At 44.9% G+C, this 22,414-nt stretch carries 21 protein-coding genes; 9 read left to right on the top strand and 12 right to left on the bottom strand.

From position 1 onward, the window contains the following. Positions 1-10 precede the first annotated feature (10 nt). The gene (locus J0A67_RS04700; protein ID WP_206568106.1) at positions 11-3,205 is read right to left on the bottom strand and encodes a SusC/RagA family TonB-linked outer membrane protein; all 3,195 of its coding nucleotides are present in this window, start codon (positions 3,203-3,205) and stop codon (positions 11-13) included. Then, a complete protein-coding gene (locus tag J0A67_RS04695) occupies positions 3,202-5,058 on the bottom strand; it encodes a TlpA family protein disulfide reductase (protein WP_206568105.1) in 1,857 nt (618 codons plus the stop codon). The genes J0A67_RS04700 and J0A67_RS04695 overlap by 4 nt, the downstream gene beginning before the upstream one ends. A 905-nt stretch (positions 5,059-5,963) precedes the next feature. Here J0A67_RS04695 and J0A67_RS04690 point away from each other — a divergent pair. Genes J0A67_RS04690 through J0A67_RS04680 form a run of 3 tightly spaced genes read left to right on the top strand, consistent with a single transcriptional unit; the run spans position 5,964 to position 7,797 of the window. Next, on the top strand, positions 5,964-6,365 hold the full coding sequence (locus J0A67_RS04690; RefSeq protein WP_206568104.1) for a helix-turn-helix domain-containing protein: 402 nt from the start codon (positions 5,964-5,966) through the stop codon (positions 6,363-6,365). 59 nt (positions 6,366-6,424) lie between these two features. Next, positions 6,425-7,351 (top strand): hypothetical protein, encoded by a 927-nt coding sequence (locus J0A67_RS04685; protein ID WP_206568103.1) that lies wholly within the window; start codon positions 6,425-6,427, stop codon positions 7,349-7,351. Further along, positions 7,348-7,797, top strand: coding sequence for a type II toxin-antitoxin system VapC family toxin (locus tag J0A67_RS04680; protein ID WP_206568102.1), 450 nt, complete (start codon positions 7,348-7,350; stop codon positions 7,795-7,797). Before J0A67_RS04685 ends, J0A67_RS04680 begins: the two co-directional genes overlap by 4 nt. A gap of 721 nt (positions 7,798-8,518) precedes the next feature. Here J0A67_RS04680 and J0A67_RS04675 read toward each other — a convergent pair. Both J0A67_RS04675 and J0A67_RS04670 read right to left on the bottom strand, forming a co-directional pair. Then, complete coding sequence (locus J0A67_RS04675) at positions 8,519-8,971, bottom strand: hypothetical protein (RefSeq protein WP_206568101.1); 453 nt, start codon at positions 8,969-8,971, stop codon at positions 8,519-8,521. Positions 8,972-9,168: 197 nt separating this feature from the next. Beyond that, positions 9,169-9,345: a hypothetical protein gene (locus J0A67_RS04670; RefSeq protein ID WP_206568100.1), complete on the bottom strand. Its 177-nt coding sequence runs from the start codon at positions 9,343-9,345 to the stop codon at positions 9,169-9,171. A 250-nt stretch (positions 9,346-9,595) separates the two neighbouring features. Between J0A67_RS04670 and J0A67_RS04665 the strand changes: the two genes are divergently transcribed. Further along, positions 9,596-9,871, top strand: coding sequence for a hypothetical protein (locus J0A67_RS04665; protein ID WP_206568099.1), 276 nt, complete (start codon positions 9,596-9,598; stop codon positions 9,869-9,871). Between the two features lie 183 nt (positions 9,872-10,054). Then, on the top strand, positions 10,055-11,050 hold the full coding sequence (locus J0A67_RS04660) for a Kelch repeat-containing protein (protein ID WP_206568098.1): 996 nt from the start codon (positions 10,055-10,057) through the stop codon (positions 11,048-11,050). A 104-nt stretch (positions 11,051-11,154) separates the two neighbouring features. Here the strand turns inward: J0A67_RS04660 and J0A67_RS04655 are convergent, their stop codons facing one another. From J0A67_RS04655 to J0A67_RS04645, 3 genes are all read right to left on the bottom strand, one after another. Then, the gene (locus tag J0A67_RS04655; RefSeq protein ID WP_206568097.1) at positions 11,155-11,889 is read right to left on the bottom strand and encodes an FRG domain-containing protein; all 735 of its coding nucleotides are present in this window, start codon (positions 11,887-11,889) and stop codon (positions 11,155-11,157) included. Continuing rightward, the gene (locus J0A67_RS04650) at positions 11,882-13,480 is read right to left on the bottom strand and encodes a P-loop ATPase, Sll1717 family (RefSeq protein ID WP_206568096.1); all 1,599 of its coding nucleotides are present in this window, start codon (positions 13,478-13,480) and stop codon (positions 11,882-11,884) included. Before J0A67_RS04650 ends, J0A67_RS04655 begins: the two co-directional genes overlap by 8 nt. Before the next feature lie 521 nt (positions 13,481-14,001). Next, the gene (locus tag J0A67_RS04645; protein ID WP_206568095.1) at positions 14,002-15,627 is read right to left on the bottom strand and encodes a hypothetical protein; all 1,626 of its coding nucleotides are present in this window, start codon (positions 15,625-15,627) and stop codon (positions 14,002-14,004) included. A 305-nt stretch (positions 15,628-15,932) separates the two neighbouring features. Between J0A67_RS04645 and J0A67_RS04640 the strand changes: the two genes are divergently transcribed. Next, on the top strand, positions 15,933-16,130 hold the full coding sequence (locus tag J0A67_RS04640; protein ID WP_206568094.1) for a hypothetical protein: 198 nt from the start codon (positions 15,933-15,935) through the stop codon (positions 16,128-16,130). Positions 16,131-16,370: 240 nt separating this feature from the next. On the opposite strand, the gene J0A67_RS04635 is transcribed toward J0A67_RS04640, so the two are convergent. Continuing rightward, complete coding sequence (locus J0A67_RS04635) at positions 16,371-17,105, bottom strand: DUF3800 domain-containing protein (RefSeq protein WP_206568093.1); 735 nt, start codon at positions 17,103-17,105, stop codon at positions 16,371-16,373. 221 nt (positions 17,106-17,326) lie between these two features. Between J0A67_RS04635 and J0A67_RS04630 the strand changes: the two genes are divergently transcribed. Further along, positions 17,327-17,476 carry a hypothetical protein gene (locus tag J0A67_RS04630; protein ID WP_206568092.1) on the top strand — a complete coding sequence of 50 codons (150 nt, stop codon included), beginning with the start codon at positions 17,327-17,329 and terminating at the stop codon, positions 17,474-17,476. Positions 17,477-18,063: 587 nt separating this feature from the next. Here the strand turns inward: J0A67_RS04630 and J0A67_RS04625 are convergent. From J0A67_RS04625 to J0A67_RS04610, 4 genes are all read right to left on the bottom strand, one after another. Next, complete coding sequence (locus J0A67_RS04625) at positions 18,064-18,435, bottom strand: endonuclease domain-containing protein (RefSeq protein WP_206568091.1); 372 nt, start codon at positions 18,433-18,435, stop codon at positions 18,064-18,066. Positions 18,436-18,606: 171 nt separating this feature from the next. Then, entirely contained in the window at positions 18,607-18,855 is a 249-nt protein-coding gene (locus J0A67_RS04620; protein WP_206568090.1) for a hypothetical protein, read from the bottom strand. 104 nt (positions 18,856-18,959) lie between these two features. Next, positions 18,960-19,481 carry a hypothetical protein gene (locus J0A67_RS04615; protein WP_206568089.1) on the bottom strand — a complete coding sequence of 174 codons (522 nt, stop codon included), beginning with the start codon at positions 19,479-19,481 and terminating at the stop codon, positions 18,960-18,962. Positions 19,482-19,626: 145 nt separating this feature from the next. After that, a complete protein-coding gene (locus J0A67_RS04610; RefSeq protein WP_206568088.1) occupies positions 19,627-19,998 on the bottom strand; it encodes a hypothetical protein in 372 nt (123 codons plus the stop codon). A 1,051-nt stretch (positions 19,999-21,049) separates the two neighbouring features. On the opposite strand from J0A67_RS04610, the gene J0A67_RS04605 reads away from it, so the two are divergent. Continuing rightward, the gene (locus J0A67_RS04605; protein ID WP_206568087.1) at positions 21,050-21,805 is read left to right on the top strand and encodes a LuxR C-terminal-related transcriptional regulator; all 756 of its coding nucleotides are present in this window, start codon (positions 21,050-21,052) and stop codon (positions 21,803-21,805) included. A gap of 57 nt (positions 21,806-21,862) precedes the next feature. Further along, positions 21,863-22,300, top strand: a complete 438-nt coding sequence (locus tag J0A67_RS04600; RefSeq protein ID WP_206568086.1) for a hypothetical protein — start codon at positions 21,863-21,865, stop codon at positions 22,298-22,300. Positions 22,301-22,414: the final 114 nt, after the last annotated feature.

Raw genomic sequence — 22,414 nt, 5'->3', positions numbered from 1 at the left:
ATTGTTTGTTTCAGAAGTCGATTTTGAGGCCAGAGGAAAAGGTCCCCATGGCTTTGGAACTTTGGAAATCGGGATCAAGGCTATCGTTGGAAGCCTTCCAGAGCAGGCCGAGATTTCCCGCATAGCCATAAACCTGAAGGGATCGAAAAGGAAGTCCGGGATACTTTCCCCTATCCCAGGTATAGGACAGGCGCACGTCGTTCAGACGGATATGGTCGCCCCGCTCCACCAAGATGGCGGAGTTGGAATAGAAGGCATTCCTGCGGGTATCTGCGGTAGCAGGAAGGGATGGAATCTGCGTCTGTGCTTCGTCTCCAAGATTTTGCCATCTCTTGTCAAAATCCCCATGGCCAATCTCCCCTCTCAACAGGGTAAAATAATCGATGGACTTTCTTTTGTAGTGGTATCCCAAACGGTAGGAGATGTTTAGCGAAAGGCCAAAGCCCCTGTAGGACAACTCGTTTCTCAGGGATCCAAAGCTTGTCGGTCTGGCGGGCCCATGATATTGGAGATTGTCTATGGTCGCAGCCCTGGAGATTCCCAGGTAGTCCATGCTGGGCTCCCCGTTGAGGTATCCCATGGGGTTTCCGGTCTGGGGATCCAATCCCGCCCATTCGTAGGTATAGATTCCATAGAGGGGACGGCCTACGATGGGTTGCGCACTGGGGCCTGATGCGGTAGCAAGCAGGTTGTTGACGGTGGGCTTCTTCTCAAAGTCCAGCACCTCTTCCCCGAGGCTGCTGTGAAGCAGGATCGAGGTCCAGCCAAAAGCCCCCCGAAACCAGCGTGCCGACAGCGTCAGATCCACTCCCCTGACTTGGGTTTCCGCAAAATTGCCGGTAAAGGAAGTCATGCCACTCGAGGCAGGGACGGAGTATTCACCCAAGAGGTCCCTGGAATGCTTGCGGTAGTATTCAGCCGAAGCGGAAAGAAATCCATTCTGGGTTTCCAAGTCCAGGGCCAGGTTGGCGGTGTTGACTTTTTCCCATCGCAATGCCGGATTGGGGGGATTGACGATCACCGCTCCCACCAAGCTGGGAAGCACGTCGTAAAACTGGAAGTTGACGTACTGGGCCGTCACGGCCGCGGAGAGCCCTTTGTCCACGTTTCCGGCTGAACCGTAGGTGAGCCTCAGTTTCAGAAAGGGCATCTTGGGCCTGTCTGCGGACAGCTCCTCGGAAATGATCCAAGCCCCTCCTACCGACCAGAGCGGTACGCCCCGCATGTTGGCTTCCACCCCGAAGATATTCGCCTGATCCTTTCTAATGCTGCCCGTTAGAAAGTAGCGGTGCTCAAAGTCATAGCCCACATTCGCATAGTAGGACACAAAACGGTCTGTGTTGCCGCCATGGGAATCCCCGGAAAGGATTGCTCCCTGCTGGCCGGGATTGTAGTAGAAGGGGTACCTCCCCACCCTGTCAACGGGAAGGCTGGTGCCCATGTCTTCGCTATAGCCATAGTACCGTGTGCTGTGGTATTCGCCCTGCAAGTCCCGAATCTCCGCTCCGGCAAGCAGGTTCAGGAAGTGCTTTTCTTTCCACTTGTTTTGATACTCAAGCTGGGGTCTGAAGGTATGGGAAAACGAACCTGACTGGGAGGCCGAAAGGATATCCCCAACCGGTACCGGGTAGGACAAAGCCTTGTCTGCATCGCTCTGGGTGTATTTGTTGATCTGGTCCCGGGTATAGAATAGCGATTGGGGATCCCGGTTGGCGGTATTGCCCAGATTCCTCCAAAACTGGTAGTAGACACCCAACTTTAGACGGCTTCCAAAAGCATAGCGGATGTGGGGTGTGATCCGGAGGTCATAGGCCTCCGTCTGGTAGTCGAGGCCCTTGATTTCATCCAAGGGAGTGTAGGTCCAGTCCAGCAGTCCTTGGTCTTTGACCGATTCCAGGTATCGTGTGCTATAGGTATTGGTGATCACGAGGGGACTGCCCGATTCATCCGAGAGGCGGTCATAGGGAAAACCGCTGGGCAATACCGTCGTGGTGCTGGAGTTTTGGTGGGCAAGGTTGACCTGTATCCCCGCCTCCAGCCTATCGTCCCAGGCTTTCCAGCTGTTGCCCGTGGCAAGGGTCCAGCGGGAACGGCCGTTGCCGACAATATCCGCCCGGCTGTGGTCATAGCCCAGTGAGATCTGGTAGGCCGAGGCCTTCCCTCCCCCAGTTAGGCTTAGGGAGTACTGTTGGTTGAGGGCCGGTTGCAGGTAATGGTCGGCAATGTCCCCCCTGATGTCGGATTGCCGGTACAGGGCCATCCTGGCATCCGCCTCCTGCTGGCTGATCATGCCGTCCCTCAATGCGATCATCGTTTCCACCGCGGGAGACAAGGCAGGCTTGTTGGCATTGTTTTCTTGACTGCGGTAAAAGTTCCTGCCAAAGAGGTACTGCTCTATGTCCACAAAGTCCGATATGGACATCTGGGGGACATAGCCCAAATCCCGAGGCTCGGTCAGGGTCACATTTGCATTGAGGCTCACCTGTAGGGGCTGCCCCGTGCGTCCGCGATGGGTAGTGATGACGATCACCCCGTTGCCCGCCCTGGCTCCCCAGATGGACGAGGCTGCCGCATCTTTGAGAACGGATATGCTGGCCACGTCATTGGGGTTGATGTTTTCGATGGGCCCGTCGTAGGGGAAATTGTCCACGATGATCAGGGGCGAGGAATTGGCGTAGATGGTACTCCTGCCCCGGATGGTGATGGGATCGCCAGCGGCCTGTGGCCCCCGGTTGAAAATCAGTCCCGAGGTCACGTCCTCCAGCCGTTCGAGGATGTTGGTACTCACTTTCCGCTGGACCAGCTGGCTGCCCAAAAAGACGAAGGAACCCGTCGCCCGTTCTTTGGGGAGGGTTTGGTAGCCTGTGGACACGATTTCCACGGCCCCAAGCTCCAGGGCTTGCGGCTCCAGCCGAATAAGCAGCGGCTTATCCAAGGGGAGGACAACATCGGCGCGATGGGTTTGCATGCCGATGTAGGAAACCGTCAGCGTGTAATCTCCCGCTGGTGCCTCCAGACGGAACGCGCCTTCCCCGTCGGTAATCACACGGAAATCGGTATCCATCAGGTAGATCAGGGCTCCCGGGAGGGGGAGTCCTTCGTCGGAAAACACGGTTCCAGAGAGGTGCACCTTTGCGGCTTGACGGGACTGCGCGGGTGCTATCCATCCGGTCAGTGCAAGAAGGATGATCAGGAATGTTTTCATAGGTCGGTGGTTTGAGGTGGGGAAAAGGCAGGGGTACTCGCGGGTCGCATGCTTTCCAGCTTAGTGGAAAGCTCATCGACGCTTTGGTGGTTGATGGTCTGGAGCTGAATGTGGCCGTCAGGACTGACGAGCAACTTTTGGGGAAAGGAATGGATGCGGTGGCTCTTCAGCAATCCCGTCCCCTTCGGCACCCAGAGGTTGAGCGCCGATTCCGAGGTGTAGTCTCCCGTCGCCAGGCTTTTTCTCCAGGTGTCGGGACTGGCATCCGCATTGACGGTCACAATCTGGACTTGGTCATCGTCGGCATAGGTGGCGCTGAGTTCGCGCATCACCGTCTGGTAGTCGTAGAGGCAAAACTTGCATCCCGAAATCCAGAAGTGGATCAGGAGGGTCTTTCCTTCCAGGGCTTTGGGGTTCAGCATGGAACCGTCCTCCAGATACATCCCGGCTGCGGAGAACATCCGGCTATCCGAATCCGCCAGTGCTTCCAAGCGTTCTCTGATCCACGGGGATTCCACCAGCGGGAGGTTTTGGGCGATGATCCCCGGAAGGCGGTCTTCCATACGGTTGAAGTTGTCCAGGATGTAGAAGGCGATGACCTCCTCCCTGAGCGGATTGGGCAATGCGGCGAAGACCTCCGAAATGGGCTTTTGCCCCGCCATGGCCTCCATGATGGACCATTGGTAGAGCCCCTGCGCGAGAAGCGGATGGGAATAAGGACTATCAGTCAGCCAAAATCCAGCGACCCATTCCCGAAGCCTAGCCACTTTCTGCGGGTCTTTTTGGATATGGGGCCAGGCAGCTTCGGCCTTGTTGATGCCGGTGTAAAAGAGCTGCCCTTTGATGGCGGTTTCCACCAAGTCCAGGCGCTCCGGCGGAAGGAGCGAGACATAGCGCTCCAGTACCTTCATGGCCGGATGGTCCAGCCAAGAGTTATTGGCGAAGGCTTCAAATTCCGACCAGGCCTCCTCGGTGCTTTCGACCAGCCTCAAGCGGACAAAAATGTCTTGGGGCCGGGTGCCTGATTGCGTCCAAAGGCCGGCTTTGACCGGGTCTTGGAGAAAGGTGGCAGAATCCGTAAAAAGCAGGACTGGAGCCGTATTGAACTGTTCCTCTCGGAAAGCCAAATCCACTTCGTACTGCAAGCGGTAGAAGTCCGCGTCCGGGCCCCCAAAGACCAAGGAACCCGCAAGCAGGTCGGTTCGGATACGCAGCCGATCACCCGGAAAATAGATCCAATGCTTTGCCAGGGCATTTCTCCCCTTTCCAATGGAGAAAAAGCCATGCGAGTCCGCGTCGGGAAAGGGGGTGGTGAACACGTAATAATTCCTGCTCCCTTCAAACATATTCCCTTCCCTCGCGGGGATGGCGACGGAAGTACCGGGGGTGACCGACTTGCGCTGGCTGACCAGATGGTCCCAGAATCGGAGGTCAAGGGAATCTGTGGCTACGGAGGTGGCCAGCTCTAGGTAGAGTGTTCCACTATCCCGAATTAGACCAGTAATGGTATCAGAGGGAATAACTCCACGTTGAGACGGAAGACGGGAGACAGAAGACGGTAGAGTTGTCGGGTTGTCCGGTTGTCCGGTTGTACCCCCCGGCCCCCTGAAGGGGGAGAAACTGGCTTGCCTGATTGTCAGGTTGTCGGGGGATGCAGAATAGCTAGGGAAGAAAGTATCGGAGAGGGTTTCCCCTCCCCGATGGGTGTCTCCTGAATGCGGGGAGACGGTGGGGCCGGCGAACCTATGAAGAAGATCGGCCCCGGGTGACTCAGCAACTTTGCTCTGGGCTGAGAAGGTGCTTCCGAATAGGCATAGCAATGCCAGGAAGCATGTTTGTAGGAATTTTTCCATATGCTTTTAGGTTGTTTTGAAGCTGGTGCCTTTGTAGGTGATACTAGGTATTTAGTATGGGGTACCAAGTACCAAGTCCAAAGTACCAAGCGGGCCATGGTTCACTATACTCAGCGACCGCGGTCGAGGGCCGAGTACGATTCCCAATGCCGGAGACGTCATTTCGACGACCCAGGAGGAGAGATCTCATCCTTGGGTCAACGGTACAGCAAAAGCAATCCTACGCCACGGCGCACAAGTCTCCCACCCGACCTCCAAATGGCCAGCTTCAGGTTAAGAAATAGATTGAATGGATAAGCGAAGATTCCCCTGCAGTGGAAAGAGCTTATCGATGCGTCACTCCCGGATCAGTGGTGGTATGCCAACCGGAGGGTACAAGGTCCTAGTCGGGCAATCGGGGAGAAAAAGTGTGCTAGGTGGCTATGGTTAACTGCAGCTTGCCTAGGTCTGAAACTACGTGAACCTAAGAATGTCTATTGGGTCGGAAGTCCGAAGACCGAAGACCGAAGAATTAGAAATTCGACGTCTCATGGTAATCTCTATGCACAAACTAGACTGCGAAATGCCATAGCCTATTTTTCAAACAGGCTGCTTGGGCTTGAGGGGATACAGGCGGTCATAAATCGACAGACCGCCTCTCTGGAAATCTGTCAAATAGAGACACTCCAAATGCAAATAAGAGACATTGCCCTTCGTCTGAAAGAGAGAAGAAGAATGAAGAAAGGCGGTAATTGTCGCGAAATTTCCCATTTGAAATGATTCTTAGACAATTTTAACAGGATGAATTCCTAAAAAAGAATAAATTCGGTAGTATAAAATCGATAAAAAGTAGTTTAAAACTACTATTTACATAAAACAAGGCTCAATAGGCTTAAAAACTCTATTTTTGGACAAACCACATTACTATGAGAGAAGAGGAAGAATCAGGATTCACCGTCTTGGAGAACAAAAAAATCGGCAGGAATTTCTATCTGTATCGAAAACTAACAGACACAAAAGCTTTAGAGGTTGCTGATTACCTTGGAATTAAGGAAGCCACTTACACCAAATACGAACGGGGAGAAAGCAAAATCACTGTGGATCTAGTCCAAAAGGTCTCTGAATTTTTTAAAGTGGATCCACTTCATTTGATTTCAGCTCAGCCAAGTAATTATGTTGAAGCGATTACTGGCTCAAATAATATTGCAATTCAAACAAACAGCATTTACAAAGCTACCGATGCAAAACAAACCGAGGTGATGATGAAGATGATGGAGACGATGCTGCAGATGAACGAGGCTATACGGAGGATATTGGAGGGGAAGTGAGCATTGCACTCCTGAGAATAAGGCAGGTATAAAGAGCAGCTTGGAATAAAAAATAAATCATGAAGTATGAACTAAAAATAGCGCATGCATCGGATAACGATGGCAGCATTGATCTCCAGAGGCTTTCCAATATCTCAGAAAGTTTGAGAAAAATAGCGGAAGGGGCATTAATGCTTAGGCTAAAAGGACTGAGCAAAGCCAAAAAGATATGGAAACTGGAGGATGCACTGAAAGTAACTCTGACAGGCATAGAAAAAGGGAGTACCATTTTATGCCTTCAAAGCGAGACCTTCGAAAAGACCCTACCCTCTTTTCAAACAGATCTGTTCAGAATAGAGCATCAACAGGACCTGCCCCAAAAAACCCCAATAAGTCTGGTAGTGGAATCCTTCATGGCGGCTTTGCAAAGTCCTGAGGAGAGTGATCTACTGGACAAACCTCTCCTGAAGGAGCTCATAAACTTTAAAAAATCGTTTAAGGGTGATGAGGAAGTTTTCTCTATAAAGAATGAGGGGACCATTTCAGAATTTTCACTTAAAAAGTCTGATTTCAAACAGATTCAGGTAATAGAAGAAGAAATCCCTGCCTCAGAAGGAACTATAATCAACGGAAGAATAGAGGAGTTGAAATTCAGCACGCAAAAAGTAAGGATTTTGACCAGGGAGGGACTGGTGGATGCTTTTTTGTCGGAAAAGCTTGACACCGATAAAATCAAGGATTGGTGGGGCAAAGAGGCCACCGTAGTAGGAACAAAACACTATAAGCCGGGAAAAAGATTCGCCATAGAAATAGAGCAGATATTTGATCAGGCTGATGGAGATGTTTTTTTCTCCAAGAAACCCAGGCATGAAAGTCTGGAGGAGCAGATCAGCAGACAATTAAAAGAAGGAAAAGAAACTAACCCTCTGAACCTGATCGTTGGTTCCTGGCCCGGTTCGGAAACTGACGAAGAGTTTGAAGCTTTACTAAAGGATCTGGATTTATGAAAAAAGTCCTCCTCGACACCTCCTTGATTCTACATTATATGAGAGGAGATGCAACCTTCCGAAAGATAGAGGAGGAACATCACTTATTGACTGATGCAGGCTCCATTATTTTACTTTCTGCGATCAGCATTGGGGAAATTGAGGGTTTTTTCCTGAGAAAAAATTACGGTGAAAAACAGACTCAACGCTGGAGAAAGCTTTTGGAGAAATCCATCATATTATCTATTGATGGCAGAGATGAAAAACTGATGAAAGCCTATGCAGCAATACAGGCCTATTGCCAAAACAACCATCCGCATTTAAATGCAGGAAAGTCCCAAATTATTGGTCAAAATGATATTTGGATTGCCGCCACAGCTTCTGTGGTCAATGCCACCTTATTCACAAAGGATAATGACTTTGTTCATTTGAAAGAATCCTTTATTGAGCTGGTAAAAATCGACTAAAAAACATATCTGAAGTGGAATAGGAGACATTTGCAGATCCAAAATGATTTTTTCCCGCTTAAGAAGCCGAAATGCAGGGATCATAGGGTGGACAAATATACTCCGGAATCCAGACGGAAATCCCGCTTTGGGGGTCAACCCCGATACTCGGGACAGGCTATCCGCCGGAATGTCAGTCGAATGAAGCGCCTGAAGGCACTTTTCGAAACTGAAATTCCTCCGGATCTAGGGTGTCAATATGCGCCGGAATATCCAGCTACCAACTGTCGACTGAAAACTAGTAAATACACTAATTGATTGCTTCATCTGATAATTTTTATTCTATTGCCTCCAATGGTTTTTATTGCCCATTATGTTATGGTTAAAATAACTACGGAAAAAAATTGCTTACTAATTGTAAAAATGTCCCACAAATCACGACGAAGACCCCTAATTTCAATAATTTATTTTTTCTGTTTGTAGTTCTCTCACTTTTAGAAAAGTCTGTATCAGCCCCACCCCCATCTATAGTATGTGAATTTAATGGTGAGTTGAAATACATAATACAAATTCCAATTATTGTAAGAAGCAACCCTATTGAATTAAATATTGTTTTACAATCCATACATGATACTTTAATGATCATTTTGGTACACTGCCCCTTCTCCCACGTACCTCCCGATAGGGTGTCCCCACGGTCCACTTTCATCTAAAAATGCATCTATTCCTGTCTATATAGCAACTATTTTTCTCCTGATATTTTATTAAACAAAGGGGTATGTTGAATAAACATAAATGCTTCCCAGTGATCTTTCTCTTTGCTCACAATGAATTGTTTATATCTATTGAAAGGGGGGAAGATTTCTTCGAACTGTTGGTTAGCCTTTCGGGCAAAAATATCATAACGTGTCTTTTGCACATCAATCAGGTTCTCATAGCCCATTTCCGTCCAAACAACTAACTTATTACGGTAATTCAATTCAAATATTTTTGAAAGCTCCCAAAAAAGACCATGGGAAGTGTCAGGCCTCCAGATTATCATTTCACTCTCCTTCATGAACCGCAACACAGCGTCTTGCCATTTGTCGTCTGAAAATTTCTTACGGTCAAAACCAATTTCTGGAACCTCTTCATTTGGCCTTCCAACTGCAACGAGATGATATGGAAGGTTGATCAACTGTTCGGCCAAGTCCATTTCCTTGGGCAAAAGTTTAAGGAAGGATATATTGCCATTGCTACCATCATCGCCGTCTACGTCAAAAGCTCGGAGATATAGGATCTTCGGTGCGTTTTCAGCCTCCCTTTGTCTATGAATTTTTTCGTAGTCGACCTTTATCCTCTTTTTTCTCCTAGTGAAGTATACCAAAAAGAAGCAGACAAGTAGTATGAAAATTAACCATCCCATTGAGGCCCAGACATTATCATTTTGATTATGATCAAATTTCCGGCAATTCCGATGGCCAGCAAAATCATGTTTGGCAGCATTCTAATCTGCGCTTTTCTTAGAGCTTTTGTTTCCTCCGGATCTTCCGCTTTCTGCGCATCATTGCCGAGTTTTTGATAGCGCATACACTGGGAGTAAAATGCATAAATGCAGAAAATCAAAAAAACAAATGTTAGAATAAGTCGGCCGGTCATATTTCAGAGTTATTCGTAAACACGCTAATTCTTAAAACTACAATTTATGAGTGTAAAATACTAATAGTCAGAGCCTATCAGAAAAAAAATCCGTCAGCACAACCCCTTCTGGGAGTAGGTAAATTTTATTGGGACTGAGTGAAGTTTGCAACTTCACTTGAATATCCAAACCAATTTTCAATTGGCTTTCCTACCTCACCCCTCCTTTCAACCTCACCCCAACCCTCTCCTCGAGGAGAGGGAGTTTGAGCAGTGGCAGACTTGGAGATCCTCATCACCTGTCTGCGTAGCCCGGTGGTATTTGACTCCTGTCTTAGTGACAAATACATTGCTCACCGACTGCGCCGAAGCGGAAACGGATGCAAAGAGAAGAATGGAAATCAGAAGAAACCGGAATGCAGGGATCATCGGAGGGATAAACAGGTTGCAAAGCGGTGGTAGAGAAGTTGGTTTTTAAAGAAAACGAAAAATCTGAAACTAAAAAATACCCAGTACAGGGTATTTTTCATGATCACAAAATATCCAATCTTACGCAGCCTCTTCCATTTTTAACAAACCGTCTGGAAATGAAGATCCGATCAAAAAATGGAAAAGGCATTCAAACCTTTCCAATCACATTTTGCTACTAAAACTAAGATTGATGAAGCACTATATTGCTGTCGTCCTGATCCTGGGAATGCTTTCTGGATGTACCGGAACTGAGGAACCGCAACTACAAAGTCCCGATGGGGAGGAAGCCATTCTGGACTTCTCCAAAGCGGGAGAATTTCCCACCCAGGGTCGAACGGGAGCCTTTTCTTTTACGATCGAGGGCAAAATCTACATGGGCACTGGCTTTGGCTCCAACGCCACCTATAACGGGGATTTTTGGGAGTACAATCCAAATACGGACATCTGGGCCGAGAAAGCCCCATTTCCGCTCGGCCCCTTCATTGGAGGTGAGGTTATGTCCTACAAGGGAAAAGGCTACGTTTTCGCCGGAGGTGTGCTGAATTGCCAATTAAATTCACCCTGTGACCACATCTACTACTCCGCGGTGCACGCCTATGATCCAGTTTCGGACACTTGGGAGAAAGTAGCCGAATTGCCCAATCTGAAGGGTATGGACTATGGAACGATAAAGGTAGAAGGTGACAGGGCCTTTCTCTTCCTGGATATGAGAACCTACGAAATCAACTTGGCTGACTTTCAATACATCCAAAAATCAGGGCCACAAGCGCCTATAGTCTTCTCAGCGAATTTCAGGATCGGTAGTAAGGTCTATTTTGTCTGTCCAATGGGGAATGGATTGGGAACCAAATCAGTCTATAGCTATGACCTGATTACAGATCATTGGGAAACCTTGGCGGATTTCCCTGGGATAAAACGATACAGTGCCGTGGGATTTTCCCATGATGGTTTTGGGTATATACTTGGGGGAAAGGAAAGCGATTACTCGGGCGAAGATCGGCAGTTCAAGGAAATATGGCAATTCAACCCCGCCGACAAAAGCTGGAAAGAAATCGGCGAGTACCCCGGAAACGCCTTCACAGGCCAAGTGTTGGAGGTCTTGGGAAACGATATTTTTGTGGGATTTGGGGACACCAGAAGCTACATCACCTTTGAGAAAGACTGGTGGAAATGGAAAATCAAGTAAGCAAAACAACAATCATTCCGTAAACAGTTGATTTTATGTGAACAAAATAAATTTTATTACATAAATACAACCTTACACATTGTAAAAAATTCTAAACATCAAATTCACAAATAAACACCAATACCAGTTTTATATATTGCTTCTTTTATATACCCTTCTATATCAGGATAGGCAATACTAGGTGTTATTCCCATTATCTCCAAATCAGCTAAAACTTCTTCTATACTACTATAATTAATCTCCATTTTCCAGAGTAAGTCATCACTCTGATATTTAAAACAAAGCATTTTATCGAACTCATCAATTGAACTTTCTGAGTGTTGAGATAAGGTAAAATGACCTAGTTGATTTTTTATCCTGTAGTTATACTTATTAGTTGAAAGACTTACAAATTTAAGTCCCTGCGCCGTATTAAGTGAAACTGAGTCTCTATTAATTACCCAAACAACGCAAGACTTGGACTTGATGTTAAGTGAATACGCATCAGAGAAAGCAAAGAAAGCAGCGAAGTATGGGCTTGTTGTCCAATCCAAAAGTCTTGTCGGAAGCCCATAATGTTGCGCATAAGCTGCTATTAATTCAGGCTCGTTTCTAGATTTGCTAAACAATTCCTCATTAAAGTTATATATCTTACAAATAGACTCGAAATTTCTCAATAGCAAGTCGTATTTAGATTTATTCTTTTCTTTTCTATCAAAAGAGGAAATTAAATCCCACTTCGAGTCTGCTTGGCCTCTAAACAAAAATGAATTAATAGAGGATTTACCAGAACTAATCAAAAGTTTTTTTATCATGTTTGATTTAAAATCATCCCAATTTTTAAATGTCAGACTATGCATACACGGGTTTTCCTTTAGCTTTTATATTTAAATAATCTATTAAACTTGAATGAAACACATAGCTTTTTCTATGTTTTGGAATTTCGAATAGTGCATTTCTTGATTCGGAAAAAAATACAGCTCTCTCATTTTTATTAGAATCTAACTCTATATACCCCAGTAAACCTGCAATGAAAAGCGCATTAAATGGCCGGTCGGACTCTTTAAATCCAAATTTAGACAGGCTTTTATTGATATTACTAAATTTTCTTCCTGAAAACCTATCTTCCCCAATATATCTAATCATTTTACACAAATTGGCATTAATCGAATTCACCATCACCTCATCAGTATACACTGACAATGCACCATCTTCTACTACTCCATTATAAATCCAACTTGTACTAATTAAAATTGAAGCAATTACAGTTTGCTCCTTTGCAATTTGTCTTGCAACATATTTTACAGCATCTTTCAACGCATTCTCATTTTCAATAAAGCCCAAACTATTATTGCATTTTTCATTAAATATATTGCCAACATTTATAATATCTCTTGGCATAAGCATTGTATGCCTTAGTATATATGAATGGATTTCTTCATTAAATCCTTTACCTCGTGAAAGTTTTAATTCAGAAAGTCCGAAAAAATTTTGAATTGTTTTTCCATTTCTTGGATTCTTAAAAAAAGAATCATCCAGAGACTCAACTTTTCTATCAAAAAAATGCTTTGCCAAGTTATAATCCCATCTTATAACTTTAATCTTAGGCTCACTTAGGTACTTACTTCCATGCTGAGTACTTAAAATATAGGCATAAACCAACTCTCTAATACATGCTATTATATGCAGTCTACCCCCAAGAGTATTGCCTCTGATAAAACGAAACATAGCAGAAAATAAGCCATATTGACATTTTAACCAATCATATGGCGCGTGTGAAAAATCATCGTCCAGTTGATCAATAAAGAAATAAATTGGAGGCGCTGATTTAATCAACAAATTCATATCATATTCAAAATGCCCCCATTCATCTGCAAACATAAAAAAATTTAAATCCTGTAGAGAATTAAATCTAGTTAATATATTAGTTAACTGATTGAAGATTGAAGTTGGAGAGTTAATTTTAGGCAATATTTTTGAATACTTAGAAGAAAACTCCAATTTTTCTTTTTTTGTTATATATTTATCAAGAGTTTTAGAATAGAATAAATGCGTATATGCCGTCCTTAGTATAACCATTTTCCAAATTCCTCTCCACGTTTCATCTGCTTTACTATCATCTTTATCAAACCACGAATTGATTTTCGTAATAAGCTCTGAATCTGTTGGTTTATTATCTATATCTGTAATATATACAGTATTATCATTTTCTGAATTTAGCCTTCTATAATGATCTTGAATAAACCTCAAATATAAAGTTTTTCCTGATCCTTTTCTACCGACAATTACTCGAGTAGAGGTATCTAAAGTTTCTTCAATCGTTTGATTCTGAAACGAATTTAAGTTGATGAAAGAATTTCTCAATTTTCGGAAATCAACATTTGAAGCCTCGGCATCTCCAAAAGGCCCTGACCTATCATAAATTTCACCGAGTTTGTCAAAAGATTCCATTTTAGCGTTTTAGTTTTAGTGCAGCTTTTATTTTACAAATGAATCAATATCATGAACGTGATCAAGTTCCTTTTTCGCAACTTTTACTACCGGTTTGATTTACCCTACCACCTCAAATCCCTGTCTTAAAGATCCTGGTCCGCTCCGACTGAGATCTTCATGAATTATAGCATTTGGAAAAATCGGAAAATCAATAAATCTCCGAAATGCAGGAATAATTCGAGTAATTAAAGGTTGGCAATTGGATGATAGTGAGTTGGTTCCTCAAGAAAGGGAAAAATTTGGAGCTAAAAAATATCTAGTACAGGGTATTTTTTGGACAAAAAGAAAAAAATCGGGTAGAAACCGAGGATTTTTGGGTGGGAAAAGGTGGGTTTGGGATTACAAATCCTTTATTGGGTACTACCCCACTCAATCCCCATAAGAACTTCAGCAGTTTCCTGAAAAAATTCGGACAGGCGGTGCTTCACACGCAACGAAAGCCTAGTGGTTACTGGCAGTTTTATTCATTGCAGCCGGTCTCAAGTTGCAAAACGGTAATGTAGCGCGGGCTTGGCGACTTCTAGCAGGGTACATCGCACTCCATTTCCCTTCACTTCCATTTGTCCGTTTGCTTTTACAATGCGGATCTTTAAGTTCAGGAAAACAGCAAGGTAATGCAGATTGTCGGAAGATATGGGACTCTCCAGTGTGTTATTCGTCAAGTTCACAAATAACCGGCCAAGGGCCGCATCTGTTGCCGGGTCTGGATCGGGCCTGTGAGCAAAAATATTCGCACGTGCCTGCAGCCGGTTGTGGCCTGCTGCATTGCCGGTAACGTCATCGAGTGCATCTAAAAAGGAAGGAGTAGGTGCCCCTGAATTTTTAGGCTGTAAATTAAGGTTATGATCGGCCAACACTCCTGTTTGCGCATTGGTGAGATCCGCATATGTGGGATTGAACAAGCCGGTCTTGGTTTGCTCGATTTGGGAGTTATCCTTGCTGCCGGTGCCGATCGACAAAATGAATTTACCCATCATGCCAGTCACCTCTCCCAGCACATCGCCTTTGGATTTCGCACCAGGCGTAAGCCCCGTCAGAGCGGCACCATTCGGTTGTCCCCCGACAAATGCAAGCCACCCCGTGCGCAGGTGGTTGAAGGCATCCGCGGTCCTTTGAGGCTCCAAAACAATCTGGCCCCGATGATCATTGGTTGCCAGGATCATGGCGATATCCGATAGATAGGTCATGATCTGGTCGGTGACGTGCGCCCCAGTTACATCGCCTCCAGGGGCCAGGGAACGCAGGTACATGGCATTGGCCATCTGATAGGCCGTTTGCTGATAAGAAATAAAACGTGGCTGACCGGCAACGGCGGCAAAGACGTGATCTGTTTGCCCCGCTGCTCCCGGTGTGATCGTGTGGCCAGGATGTCCGGGAATACCGGTAGGGAAAGCGGTATTATTCGTTATGTCCAGAGTTTCCTGGGCTTGCTCCGGCCCTGTCAAAGCTTCGTCGGCAAGTGGGTGGACGCCGAACTCATGCGCCAGCATGCCGAGAATCCTGCCCCGGCTTTCCTGTTCGAAAAACCAGGGGGAAAGCGTGATTTGCACTTGATCGTCCCTCACACGTACAGAAGCCAGTTGCGGGTCGCTTTCCAGCGTGATCACTGCATTTTTATTGGCCAGGAAGTTCTGGATATTCGGTGTTGCCTGTAAAGCCGCGATAATGGCGGCTCCTTTTGTCTGATATTTCGCATCGCTGGCCAGGTTGGCAAAACGGATCTGCCCATAACATTGAACGATATTGCCGGAAGCGGCCGGCGATTGACGCAATTGCGTGTTTTTGTCCCCCGTCCACCCGCCGTCTGCCAAGTTTTCTTTTCCTTGTACAGTTTGAGAAGCGAAATTATCAGCCATGGCCTGGTAATCCCTTAGTTGCTTTATCTGAGGGTTATTTTTTGCCACCTGCGGATTCGCTTTCAATTGCTGAACACGACGAGGGTTATTGTTAATCGCTTCTTGTAGTTTCCTTTGTGCAATAGCCTCTGGTCTGTTGTCCACAAGCTTAAAAGCTGATTCGCCACTACTTTGCTGTTTGGGTAAACTATTCACAACGGCTTGACTTATGGGTTCCGATGTCTTGTCAGCGTGAGTATTTATTTTCATAAGGTGTTGCCTATTCAAATTCTGACTAACGGCATCCAAAACCCTTAAAATTCAGCAGTTTTGAGGCCCAAATCGTCTTCGGTGAGACCGAATTTATCGATTTGCTTCTTTATCCATTTAACTAATCCCAACTTTCTTTTTTGATCCAGGAATAGGTATCCTTCCGGATTGATTTAGGGAATTCCCATTACCACCGAGGAAGCCCGTCCCTTCCCGTAATCCTGAGGGACAGGCTTTTAAAGTCATGGCGATCATTCAGCAGAAAATCCAAGATTGGTAATCCCTTGGCACCTTAAGCGCTTACTTTGGCTGATTATCAAAAGCTTCTCCATACCAAGAAAGGGATTATTGGGGAAGAAAAAATACCTGGTAGTGGGTATTTTGGTAGAAAAGTGGGAAAAGGGAGGGGAAGGGAGGTTTTTTTGAAGGGGTATGATGGTACTGAAAAATCAAATCCCTCATGGAGAGGTACTCAAATCCCAGTTTATAGAATTAGGAAATAGCAGATATCTGTGAAATATGATCATCAATGAAACTGTGGGGTTGCTTGTCTTTCTGATTATTATTAATGCTATTTAGTGCTATCACTCATGATCTTGAAATAATTCGACCTTAAACTTGGCCTATCTAACCTAATTGATTAAAATTGCGTTAAATCTGATGAATACCTCAGAGAAACATTTGGACCGGGGTGTCCCCGATCGGCAAGGAGCTCAGCGAAAGTTGGGCTCTTTGTTTTTTTTTTAAGGATAAATTTTAAGTCCATAAAGTTTTCCGTTTTTCCGATAAAACTTGGGGTAAATTAGTTCAAATGCTGGATTAGCCCGATTTGGCTCAATGACATACCTAGCTGCAGGATATGCCACCAAATCAGCCAATTGCAATCCATTGGTGTTTTCTAGCTTGGACTTAAATATAATTTTAATCCCATACCCTTTTAGGCGATCTGCTGGTACATAGCCGGTCCCTCTAGCCAGTAAGCGCTGAAAATGTTCTTCCAGTCTCTTATCCTCTTTCTTTCCTCTTTTCTCAATAATGATTTCAAGTTCAATATCACGCATTTTCAAAGCATCCAGATAAAAAACCGAACGCTCGATGATGAAAGACAGCGCCAACTCATAGACATCATTGGAAAGTCTACCAAATCGCCGGATGTATTCGATTTTCCGAATGGCAGAGGCAATTACTGTAAATGGCCGCTCCACCATGAGTAGATTCAAGTGATCATAAAACCACTTTTTCTTTTCCAGATCAAAGAGTATGGAAAATTCCTTCTCACATTTTCGGATATCCCGACTGTGAAAGATCACTTCTTTTCGTCCCCAAAGTCCAGTCTTAATCTGATTAAAGCTGTGTCTGATTTGCTGATAATCCAATTCGGACACTATTATCCCACAAAGCAGAAACACCGGGTAATCCGGATTGAGACTTGTCAATCCATGATCGCCGGATTCGTCTATGAACAAAAAGTACTTCATCTTTTGAAGTTTAATTTCCTTTATCTAGGAGCAGCAAAATTATCGTTTAGGCTAGATGGGATTTGTCTACCCCTGCTGGAAGTAGTAAAATTGTCTTTTGGACTGCATGGGTTCCGGATAGCTGTCGAAAGCCCGCCTGCGGAATGGGAAGGCAATTCCACCTGCCATCCATACCATCCAGTACAGTTGCCGGGATCAATTGGCCCAATCCTCTATCCAACATGCTGCCAGCAATAACTACTTTCTGCCGATGCTTTTCGGGAGCATCGGGAACCGGCATTGGTGGTGGTGCCTCCTCTACCTCACCCTACCCCTCTTCCCGCAATTCTGCGGGACTGGCTCACATGGAGAGGGAGCTTGAGCAGTGGTAGATTTGGGGATCCTGGTCACCTGTCTGATCATAGCAGCTGGTTGAGCGATGGTATTTTGCTCCGGTTTTAGTCAAGTAGACTTTAAACTCTGTCTGTGCAAATACAGAAATCGTCCTTAAGAAGAATAGAAAGATAAAAAGACCCCGAAATGCTGAAATCATTTAGATTGGATAAAGGATAGCAATGCGGTGGCAGTCAGTTGGTATCCCAAGAAAAGGGAATTAGTTGAAACAAAAAATACCCTGTATTGGGTATTTTTCAATATACCTCATCCCCCGCCTTCTCCTTTAGGAGAAGGTGCTTGTGTAGTGGTCCGGTTGAAAAGTCGTATCCGAAAGGAAGTTTGCAAGAGATCCAAATGGACGAAAAATACCGAACTGTCCAGTATCAGATGCCCTCTTCCCGATATCGCTACGCTCATCGGGACAGGCTTCCTCAAGGAGAGGGCGATCATTTCTGCTAAAAGTAGAGCTAGAAGGTCACAGAAATCGGAGCATCTCACAAGAGAAAAGAAAATTGGAGAAGGTTATTCCATGCAACACGGATCTAGTCCCCTCCCTTTAAGGGGAGGGTTAGGGTGGGGTAAATCAAGGCAGAACCGCCCTTATTCTCTCCAAAACCCTCTCAAGCTCGTTCACCACTTCCTCGTTTTTGAATCTCAGGATACGGATACCAAATTCGCGGATCACTAGGTCTCGATTGCTATCATGTTCTTGTTGGTCAACCTTATCATGCACGCCGCCATCGAGCTCAATCACCAGGCGGAGCTCGTGGCAGTAGAAATCTGCAATATATCGGTAGATTGGATGCTGGCGACGGAACTTGTACCCTTCCATCTGTCTATTTTGGAGAACATCCCAAAGTATCCGCTCAGCAGGAGTAAGTGATTTGCGAAGCTCTCGAGCTCTTTGGTGAGTAAGTATTGAAGCGCCGTAAAAAAGGTTGTCGGAATAGGTCATGGTCTAAGAAGTGACAAAAAATCTGTCGTCAAGCTGTTTGACTGACAATAATACTGTTGCTAAAGTGGCAGCGCTTGGAAATTATGAAATTGTACTTGTAATAGTTGGGATTTTCACCAGCACAGGTAACCCAGCTCACCTCCTCCCGATATCGCTGCGCATATCGAGATTCTACCCCACCCCTGCCCTTCCCGAAATCGCTGCGCTCATCGGGACAGGCTTCCACATGGAGAGGGAGCTTGAGCAGTGGTCGGCTTGGAGGTCGTGGCCCGATCCGAGTTGTTCTACGTCGAAGCAAAACTTACAGAGGACAGAGTAGCGAGAAATACTGCCACAAATTTCCGACTTGATCAGCATAAGCACTTCACCGGTTTTCCCGAAAAAGTCGGGACAGGCAGTGCAACAGCGGTTTACCTCCATTCTTATTGATTTACAAGGTGTCGGTGAATGCTTTGCATTTCATGCTTGGCTTTGCAAGCCGCACGGAAATCTAGTTACTATGAGCCGTTTTTTGTGTCATTTGGTTAATCGTTTGTCCATTCTGTCAATGTCAATAAGTTTAATTTCCTGTCTACCGAAATAATCAAAAAATAATAGGTATACACCCAACTTTCGGGTTCAATTACTCTTTCATCTTCTTTGTCGAACCAGTCCTTTGATAAAATATAAAACTCGTTGTCCCCAAATTCATTGTGAATTTCAAAATATCTGTCGAGAAGTTTAGCAAATTCGTTTCTATCGTCACCCCAGTCTGGCTCATATAAAAAGTCAATAAGGAATTTTGATACCCCTTGTTTGTCTGTTTTCTTGAAATCGGTGATTTTTATTTTGTCAACGTCAAAAGCTTGTCTTAAATAACCCTTGTTTGGTTCAGCTTTTACACAGTCACGCAAACTGTCAAATGAGAATTTTTTTGAGCGAATGAAGGTGTCAACAATTTGGTCGTTGCTAATTGGTTCGTCAACCCCAATGGCAAATTCTGTCAAGTTTATACCTTGAAAGCCTTCATTAATTTCGATATGTCTTTTGGTATCGATGGTTGTCATTAAAATGGCTAACGTTTTGCATTTGGCTTGTGGCGGTTTCGAGGCACTTTTCTGTCCACCGAAACCAAAGCTGGCTACAAGGCGAAAACCTTGCTGGCATCCGTTCAGCCGCCATAAGCTATATGAGTTGTTGTAGTGCGTTTTTCTATTTTTTCAATTTGAATTGATTCATATTAATTTTAAAGACCAATTCATCATTCCATTCTATTTGATTTCCTTTTCTGTCATAGAATTCTGCAAAAACATTATCCTGATTGATTACTTCCAAGATTGCTCCATTTTGTCCTGCTTTCAGAACAGAATTCAGATTTTCGGTCAATTCAATCTTTTTATAAAGTAATTTTTTTTCGAGTGATTTTTTCGGGTCAATTGATTTTGGTTGAAATCCAAAAATGTTCACTTTAATCCACTCAACACCTTTTTTTATAAGTCGAAAAGTTCCAACAATGATTCCTTCAAATATTACTTCAACGAAAATTCGTCCTAAAATCTCTCCAATGATTTCAAATACAATCATGTTTATTATTTCGATTGTTAGGTTTTCTTAAATGCACTACAACAACCGTATAAGTCCCACGCCCCTACCGAGTGTCGTGTATTTCCATTATCCCTGTGGGATGCTTTCCTATAATAATCGCCGATACGGCAGCCCATTCCTCGTTTATCCGATTTTAAGCGTTTGTTGTCGACTATTCGATACCTATGGTCCACCAGGTTTTTGTCTCGGATTGCGGAGAAACGGAAATGTAGACGAAGGGAATTTCCAAATTCAGTAAAGACTGGAATACGGGGATCATCGGGGTTAAACGGGTTGCAGAACGGTGGTAGAGGGTTGGTACCCTAAGAAAATGGAATTAGTTGGAATTTCCAACTCCCGAAATGCAATCGGGACAGGCTCTGGAAGCTGGCCCAAACCTAAAACAGTCCGCCGCGGCGGGCTGTTTCCTAACGGTTTGTCCCCCGACCGCGCCGGACACAACGGGGTCGCTGCCAATTCAGGAGACTTTCTTTTTTGCTGTGGTTTTGACTTTTAGATTCGTTATGAATCGGGTGGTTTGTGAACGCTGAGGCAGTCCATTCGTCTCACTTTGCATGCTAGCCTACCGATACGCTGCTCGGGACAGGTTCTTTCCTGCCTCACCCCCGCCCTTCCCGAAATCGCTGCGCTCATCGGGACAGGCTCTCGCTAAACCTCCCCTACAGTCTGGCTCTTCGCTAGATTAATCCTCAACGCTCAGCCCTCCAAAGGGATCACTTCTTGACGATCGGAGGGAACCGATCATAGGGTGGTCTATTCTAAGTTTGTTGATCTAAATGATTTTTTGGCAGCTACATGAGTGAAGTTGTAAGAGGCACCAGGCCCGCTTACCCAAGGCAATCGTAAGCGAAAGCGGCAAACCCTTCGAAAAATCATATGGTAGCATGCAACTAGATCGAGAATTACTTCATTTTTTTTGTTTAAAAGCGCAGTTGCGGATATTTTGGGTTCGAGTTAATAGAACATTTGATCAATGCGACTGTATCACCCATACATGCAATTGATCGCGAACATTCAGTCTAAAACCTTAATGGATCAACAAATTTTAAACTTGCATAAAGTTTGGCAGCATGAAATGAAAACCGTTAGCCAAACTAAACTTCCCATAAATTTTGATGAAATAGTCAGTGCTGTGTTTACAGCTGGGCCCTCATTTTATTTCGTACTTGATTTTTTTGACATGTCGGTATCACAAGTTAGTTCGGCCATCAAGGCCGTGCACGGCTTGGACCCAGCGGCGACAACATTCAATGACATTTTGGAATTGATGCATCCGGACGATCTCGACTTTGTGGCCAAGGCCGAGCAGAAAATCATAGAGATGTTTGACAAAAAAATTGGTTGGGACAAATTGCTTTTGTACAAGGGAAGTTATTGCTTCCGTACGCGAATGGCTGATGGCTCCTACAAACTGCTATTGCACCAAAACCTGGTCCTCACGCTCGATGAAAAAGGCGGTTATGCCAAATCCCTTAACATTCACACCGACATCAGCCATATTACTTCAAAAAACAACTATAAGGTATCCCTTATAGGCTTAAATGGAGAATGCTCTTACACAGAGATGGATGTTATTAGCAAGCAATTGGAAACTAAGGTGTATTCAAAGAGAGAGAAGGAAATACTGAAACTCATTGCCTCTGGTCTGACAAGCCGAAAGATCTCAGACAAACTTTGCATTGCTCTCGATACCGTAAAAAATCACCGACGAAACATCCTTAAAAAAGCTGGTGTGACCAGCACGGCTCAATTGATCAAAGAGAGTATGGTGAGTGGTCTCTTATAATTGCTTATTGTGTGAACGATGAAGTTTTCGAAAGCCCGAGAGAAATACCTTTTGAAAATGTATTTCCATACCGATAATAAAAAGAAAATTCCGACATATCTAAAGCAGTTTGGTTGTCGCGATAGCGAGGTTACCGATGAAGATGTGTTTTTTGTCACCCAATATGTGAGCAAGATAGACAGGTTTGCTATTGGAGGAACACTGGTTTCGGAAGAAGGGCTGGAGTGTTTGAAAAAACTTTCTGCGGTTGAATATCTAGACCTTAGGGGCGTTCCCTTAACAGACGGCAATCTGGATTGCATTCTCCATCTTGAAAATTTGGAGTACTTGGACATCATATCCACCGGAGTATCTGCCGACGGCATTTCCATTATACTCGAAAGTTTCCCGAAACTTGACACCCTTCTTGCCCGAGTTGGCAGCCAAGAATTTGGCTTGATAGAAAAGTGGCAGGCACAATATCCCTCCGCCGATTTGATAATTGATATTGGGTAAAACCGAATGGTCTTTTTTTGCTCAAAAATGACACAAAAGGGCTATTGACTGTCCCTTTCTTCCCGTGGTATTTTGCAAGCAGATTTGACGCTGAAACCAACACCTGATCTTGAA

The sequence above is a fragment of the Algoriphagus aestuariicola genome (assembly GCF_017254835.1).
Lineage (GTDB): Bacteria > Bacteroidota > Bacteroidia > Cytophagales > Cyclobacteriaceae > Algoriphagus > Algoriphagus aestuariicola.
The sequence above is the reverse complement of the archived record's forward strand: the minus strand, read 5'-3'. Positions and strand labels throughout refer to the sequence as shown.